We start from the raw sequence: 6,508 nt of genomic DNA, 5'->3' as shown, positions 1-6,508 counted from the left end.
GATCGGGCTCCAGGTCGGCCTCGGCGGTGGCCGGTTGAAGCCGCGTTATCACTACGTAGGGTTGCCGTACACCGTGCTGCTCGACGCGGAGGGCCGGGTGATCCGCCGCTGGTCCGGCTACACCGGGCCCGGCCAGATCGCCGCGGAAGGCTCGCTTATCGCGGACGAGCTGGCGCGCGCTCCGGCGGACGCACACCACCATCACTAACGCCGTGGTTGAGCCGGCTCCGCCATCGTCGTACATTCTGCTTCCCAATGCCCACACCCATCACCAAGTCCATCCCGCGCCTGCGGCTGCACCGCCACCCCTGGCTGGACGCCGTCACCTTCGTGGCGGCGCTGGTCGCCGCGTTCCTGCTGTTCCGGCTCCTGGGCTCGCCTCCGCAACGACTCGACGTCGCTGCTGACACGACGCACTTCGCCCCCGAGTCGGCTTTCGCCACGACACGCACTCTCGCCGACTCGCTCCAGAACCGGGTGACCGGGACGCTCGCCTCGCGGCGCGCCGCCGGGTGGATCCAGGCGCGGTTCGACGCGCTGGGCCTCGTCACCGAAGCCCGCGACTTCCCGATCACCTTGCGAGGTACGGCGCTCCGCGGCCGCAACGTGATCGCGCGGAGCGGCGGAGCCGTCCCGGGCGCGATCGTCGTGCTCGCGCACTACGACGGCCAGACGACCTCGGGCCAGTCGGCAGGCGACAACGCGGCGGGTGTCGGCGTGCTCATGGAGTTGGCTCGCGTGCTCGAGCTGCGTGGACACCGGCGGCCGATCACGTACCTCGCCACCGACGCCCAGGAGTGGGGCTCCATCGGCGCCGCGAGCTACGTGCAGCTGGTCGAACGGCCGCAGGACATCGTCGCCGTCATCTCGCTCGACCACGTCGAGAACGGCATCGGCGGCAGCATCCACATCACCGGTGTGGGTCAGGGCGGAGGGTTCGCGCCGCTCTGGTTGCGCAACGCCGCCGCGGACGCGTTCGCGGCTGGGTCGGTGCGAACCACCGACGTCGACCCCGTCACCGAGTGGTTCCAGCGCACTGTCCGGCTCTCGCTCTCCGACCAGGGACCGTTCGTGAACGCCGGGATCCCGGCCGTCAACCTGGGCGTGGTGTCCCGCCGGCCGGAGATCGCACGATTCCTCTACCACACGCCCGGTGACCGCTGGGAGACGCTGCGGCTCTCCTCATTCTCGCTGCTCGGCGTCGGCGCCGAGCATCTGGTGCTCGCGCTCGACCGCGGGGACCGGATGAACGGGCCCTTCGACTACCTCGCGCTCGACCGCGACCGCATGGTGAAAGGGTTCGCGATCCTGCTGGCCGCGATCGCGCTCTTCCTGCCGCTGGTACTCGCGACCCTGGAGGCATGGCAGTCCGCCCGCGCCGACCCGGCCTCGCGTGCCGCGATCCGCTCCGAGATCGTGCGGGCGGGCAGCTGGTGGCTCGTTGGCGTGGTGGGTCTCGCCGTGCTGGGACTGACGGTCGAAACGGGAATGCTGCCCAGGTACGAGCTTTATCCGGCGACGGTGCGGGACCCGTTCCTGTTCGCCGTGAGGTGGGGTCCGGTGATCGTCACCCTCGGCGCGTTGGTCGCGGTGGCGTTCGCGCTGGGCTGGCTGCGCCGTCGGGCAGGGCTCGCCGCTGCCCACCCCTTGGCGGGACGCGCCGCCGCGCTCTCCACCCTGCTCGCTCTCGCCGCGCTCGCCGTCGCGCAGAACCCGTTCGCGGCGGTCACGCTCTTCGTGCTGCCGGCCTGGCTCTGGCCGTGGATAGGCCCCACACGCCGCCCGATCACCAGTGCGGCCAGCATCCTAGTGGTCCTGGCCAGCGCGGCGCCGTTCCTGGCTTCAGCCTACATCTTCGCGCGACACCTCGAAGTGGGCACCAAGGTCGGCTACTACTTCTTCCTACAGTCCGCGTACGGCGCGTGGAGCCAGCTGACGACGCTCATGTTCGTGGTTGCGGTGCTCGCCGCGAGCCGTCTCGTCGGGACGGCGACCGCGCGGCTGCTGCCCGAATCGGGGGACTAGCGCGCTCCAGCGCCTCCGTCAGATCACTCACCAGGGACTCCACCGGCTCCAGTCCGACAGATACCCGGATCAGATCGTCGGTTATTCCTCCCGCCGCCCGTTCCTCCGGCGTGAGGTGCACGTGCGTCATGGACGCCGGATGCTCCACCAGCGTGTCGGTACATCCCAGGCTCACCGCGCGCTTCGCGACCTTGAGCTCGTCCATGAACCTCGCTCCGGCCTCCATGCCGCCCCTGATCCCAAAGGCGATCACCGAGCCGAAGCCGCTCATCTGCCGGGATGCGACCTCGTGACCCGGGTCGTCCGCGAGGCCCGGGTAGCGCACCCACATCACCCCGCCGTGCTGCGCCAGCTCCGCGGCCAGCCGCCGCGCCGTCTGCGCCATCCGCTCCACCCGCAACGCGAGCGTCTTCGACCCCTGGTAGAGGAGCCACGCATCATGCGGGCTGGGGACGGAACCGATCAGCTTGCGCATCATCGACACCGGGCCCGCGAGCAGATCTCGGTCCGTTCCGATGACCCCTCCACCGATCACGGTGCCGTGCCCACCCAGGAACTTGGACGTCGACTGCACCACCAGGTCCGCGCCGAGGGCCAAGGGCTGCTGGAAGATCGGCGTGGCGAAGGTGTTGTCCACGATGAGCCGGGCGCCGGCTGCGTGCGCGACACCAGCCGCGTGGCGGATGTCGATGATGTCGAGCGTGGGGTTCGCCGGAGACTCCACGTACACGACCTTGGTCCGGGGCTCGCGCGCCGCCGCCTCCAGACCGGCGAGATCGCCGCAGGCCAGCTGCGTCACCGCTACTCCGTAGCGCGGCAGAAGATCGCGGAACAGCTCGGCGGTGCCGCCGTACAGCGGCTGCACGGCCACCACGTGGTCGCGCTGCTCCACGCAAGCCAGGACCGCGGCGGAGACCGCGCCCATTCCGGAGCTGAACGCGAGAGCCGCGGCGTCGAGACCCGTACCCGCCGACTCCAGCTCCGCGAGTCGCTTCTCCCACGCCGCGATCGTCGGGTTGCCGAGACGCGTGTACACGAAGCCGGGCTTCCCGCCGCTGAATATGGCCGCAGCATCCGCCGTCGAGTCGAAGACGAAGGTGCTGGTCTGGTAGATGGGCGGCTCGTGCGAGCCGTAGGGGTCCTTCTGCAATGCGTCGCAGGCCAGCCAGGGATCGGAGCTCATGGAGCTACTCCAGAGGTAGGGCCGTTTCGGCCTTGAAAGTCGAGAGAACCACCGAAGAATTGAGGCGCTCGACACCCGGCAGCCGGGTGAGCCTGTGCAGGACCAGCTGCTCGTATTCCGCCGTGTCCTTGACCACCACCTTCAGCAGGAAGTCCGCGGTGCCGGTCGTGTGGTGGCATTCCAGGATGGCGGGGACGGCGTGGACGGCGTCGCGGAACTTCTTGACCGAGCCCTCACGATGCAGGGCGAGGGTCACGCTCACGTAGACGGTCATGCCCAGACCCAGCCGGGCCGGCTCCAGCAGGGCGACGTAGCCGCGGATGACCCCGGCCTTCTCGAGGCGCGCCAGCCGGTCGTGCACCGGAGGCGCGGAGAGGCCCACAGCCTCGGCGATGCGGGACACCGCGGTCCTGCCGTCCTTCTGGAGAAGGGCCAGCAGCTTTCGGTCCACCGCGTCGAGCGGTACTTCATGAATCTTAGGTGTCATACATAAGTAGCATGATAATCTTATGCAGACAGCTGTCAATGCCTAATATAATTGTAGGATTGCGTGGCAGCGGGGCGTCATTCCCGGCCGGCGGCTATACTTGGCGGCGATGCCGAGCCTGCCGCATTGCCTAGCACCGGCCCTCCTCTGCCTCCTGACGACCCCGGCCCTGCCCCAGGCCTCGCGGGAACCATTGCGGGTGGTCTTCGTGGGGGACATCAACTTCGGACGGTCGGTCGCCAGGGAATACCTCTTCACCGGGCGTGGGCCCGAGATCTTCGCCGGGGTGCGCGATTCCCTGCGCGCGGCGGACATAACGATCGGCAACCTGGAGAGCATCATCCTGGACCGCGGCCGCCACGCCGACACGACCAACAGCCCAGTGTTCGCCGGCCCCCTGGAGGCCCTGCCGCTGCTCCTCGACGCCGGCTTCGACGTGCTCGGTACGGCCAACAACCACGCCTGGGACTTCCGAAGGACCGGGCTCCTGGAATCGCTCGCGCACCTCGACGGCGCCGGCCTCGCCCACACGGGAACGGGCGCCACTCTGGGCGACGCGTTGCGGCCGGTGGTCGTCAGGAGGAACGGCTGGACGGTCGTGGTCTTCTCGCTCACTTACATCTTCAACTACGACGACCTCACGGTGATCGGCCACCCCGCCGAGTGCTGCGTGGCGTGGGCGGACACCACGCGCCTGGCGAGCCGCATCCGCACCGTGCGCGACTCGACGCGCGCGGACCTGGTGCTGGTGTCGCTCCACGCCGGTCTCGAGTACATCCCGGTGCCGCCGGGCGACGTGGTCCGGGTGGCGCGCGCGCTCATCCGTTCCGGGGCCGACGCGGTCATCGGCCATCACCCTCACGTGCCGCAGGGGATGGAGTACGTTGACGGGAAGCCCATCATCTACTCGCTCGGGAACTTCGTATTCAAGCAGCGGCAGCGCTGGACGGACGCGGGCCTGTGGGCGCAGCTGACCTTCTTCCCGGATGGGCGGCGGACCGTCGAAGTGCGGCCGCTCGCGGTCGGCTTCACACCGCGATTCGCCACCGGTGCCGATTCCGCTGCGACGATGCGTCATTTCGCGGAGATCTCGGAGCGTCTTTCGCGCTTGCCAACCCCCCGGCCGAGGCGTAACGTTGCGCGTCCGCCGAACCGACCGAGGAACAGACCATAATGGACGAGCGACCGCTCGCCTTCCTTAAACGCCTGCTGGACGCCCCCGGGCCGTCCGGCTTCGAGCAGGTCCCCGCGCGCCTGTGGCGCGACGAGGCCAAGGCCTTCGCGTCCGTCGAGGTTGACGTCGCGGGCAACTCGATCGCGACACTGAACCCGAAAGGGACGCCTCGCGTCATGCTGGCGGGCCACGTGGACGAGATCGGTCTGATGGTGGTGCACATCGACGACGACGGCTATCTGCATTTCGCGGCGATCGGGGGATGGGACAGCCAGGTACTGGTCGGGCAGCGGGTGGTCCTGGACGGGAAGGACGGACCGGTCATCGGGGTGGTGGGCAAGAAGGCCATTCACCTGATGAAGACCGAGGAGCGGGACAAGGTCTCGAAGGTCACCGACCTCTGGATCGACATCGGCGCGAAGAACAAGGACGAGGCAGCGGCGCGCGTGCGGGTGGGCGACGCCGGCGTGCTCTCGGCGCAGCTCATCGAGTTTCCGAACGGGCGTCTCGTCTCGCGCAGCATCGACAACCGGATCGGGGCGTTCGTCGTGCTGGAGGCACTGCGCCGGCTTGCCGCGGACCCGCCGAAGGCGGCGGTGGCGGCGGTCGCCACCACTCAGGAAGAGATCGCCCGCACGGGCGGCGGGGCGCGCACCAGCGCGTTCCACCTCGAGCCGGACGCCGCGATCGTGGTGGACGTCACCCACGCCACCGACTATCCCGGCGTGGAGAAGAAGGAAGCCGGCGACTTCAAGCTGGGCGGCGGTCCCGTACTCTCGCGCGGCTCGGCGGTCTCCCGCGTCGTGTTCGACCAGCTGGTCGCCGCGGCCGAGGCCGAGAAGATCCCCTACGCCATCGAAGCGTCGCCGCGCGCGACCAGCACGGACGCCGACGCCATCTACACGGCGCGGCGCGGCATCGCCACGGGGCTGGTGTCGGTGCCGTGCCGCTACATGCACAGCCCCAACGAGATGGTGTCGCTGGAGGACCTGGACCGCGCGGCGGTCCTGCTGGTCGCGTGGGTGCGGCGCCTCGACGGAAAGACGTCGTTCGTTCCCCTCTGACCCGATCGGGAGATCGCATGTCGGAAGTCTTCAAGCCCTACGTGCCGAACGAGCAGTCCATGCCGGAGTTGACGCTCCGGGCGGTGCTGTTCGGAGCCCTGTTCGGGATCATCTTCGGGGCCGTCACGGTCTATCTGGCGCTGCGCGCTGGGCTCACGGTGAGTGCGTCCATCCCGATCGCCGTCGTGGCCATCTCGCTCCTCAAGCGCTACGGCTCGACCATCCTCGAGAACAACATCGTGCAGACCGCGGGCTCGGCGGGAGAGAGCATCGCAGCGGGCGTCGCCTTCACGCTGCCGGCCCTGATTTTCCTCGGTTTCAACCTCGACGTGAGCCGGGTCTTCATCGTCGCGCTGTGCGGCGGCATCCTCGGCGTGCTGTTCATGATCCCGCTCCGTCGGACGCTGATCGTGAAGGAACACGGAAACCTGCTCTACCCCGAGGGCGCGGCCTGCGCCGACGTGCTGGTGGCGGGCGAGCGTGGCGGCCGCTTCGCCGGACGCGTCTTCATGGGCTTCGGCGTGGGGGCCGTCTACAAGTTCCTGCACGAAGGGCTCCATCTCTGGCGGGCTCAG

7 protein-coding genes are annotated in these 6,508 nt (G+C 69.1%); 5 read left to right on the top strand and 2 right to left on the bottom strand.

The features are described from left to right. Both Q8Q85_05655 and Q8Q85_05650 read left to right on the top strand, forming a co-directional pair. Positions 1-208: hypothetical protein (locus Q8Q85_05655; GenBank protein ID MDP3773736.1), on the top strand; the 208-nt coding region annotated here is incomplete at its 5' end. 47 nt (positions 209-255) lie between these two features. Next, positions 256-2,025 carry a M28 family peptidase gene (locus Q8Q85_05650; GenBank protein MDP3773735.1) on the top strand — a complete coding sequence of 590 codons (1,770 nt, stop codon included), beginning with the start codon at positions 256-258 and terminating at the stop codon, positions 2,023-2,025. On the opposite strand, the gene Q8Q85_05645 is transcribed toward Q8Q85_05650, so the two are convergent. Further along, entirely contained in the window at positions 1,943-3,208 is a 1,266-nt protein-coding gene (locus Q8Q85_05645) for a PLP-dependent aspartate aminotransferase family protein (protein MDP3773734.1), read from the bottom strand. The genes Q8Q85_05650 and Q8Q85_05645 overlap by 83 nt on opposite strands. 4 nt (positions 3,209-3,212) lie before the next feature. Further along, positions 3,213-3,695, bottom strand: a complete 483-nt coding sequence (locus tag Q8Q85_05640; GenBank protein ID MDP3773733.1) for an Lrp/AsnC family transcriptional regulator — start codon at positions 3,693-3,695, stop codon at positions 3,213-3,215. 199 nt (positions 3,696-3,894) lie between these two features. Between Q8Q85_05640 and Q8Q85_05635 the strand changes: the two genes are divergently transcribed. The 3 genes from Q8Q85_05635 to Q8Q85_05625 all read left to right on the top strand — a co-directional run. Further along, positions 3,895-4,869, top strand: a complete 975-nt coding sequence (locus Q8Q85_05635; protein MDP3773732.1) for a CapA family protein — start codon at positions 3,895-3,897, stop codon at positions 4,867-4,869. After that, on the top strand, positions 4,869-5,933 hold the full coding sequence (locus Q8Q85_05630) for a M42 family metallopeptidase (GenBank protein MDP3773731.1): 1,065 nt from the start codon (positions 4,869-4,871) through the stop codon (positions 5,931-5,933). Before Q8Q85_05635 ends, Q8Q85_05630 begins: the two co-directional genes overlap by 1 nt. Positions 5,934-5,950: 17 nt before the next feature. Next, positions 5,951-6,508 (top strand): OPT/YSL family transporter (locus tag Q8Q85_05625; protein ID MDP3773730.1); only part of this gene is annotated, 558 nt, incomplete at its 3' end.

The sequence above is a fragment of the Gemmatimonadales bacterium genome (genome assembly GCA_030697825.1).
GTDB lineage: Bacteria > Gemmatimonadota > Gemmatimonadetes > Gemmatimonadales > JACORV01 > JACORV01.
Note: the sequence above shows the minus strand (reverse complement) of the source record. Positions and strands in the feature narration are given on the sequence as shown.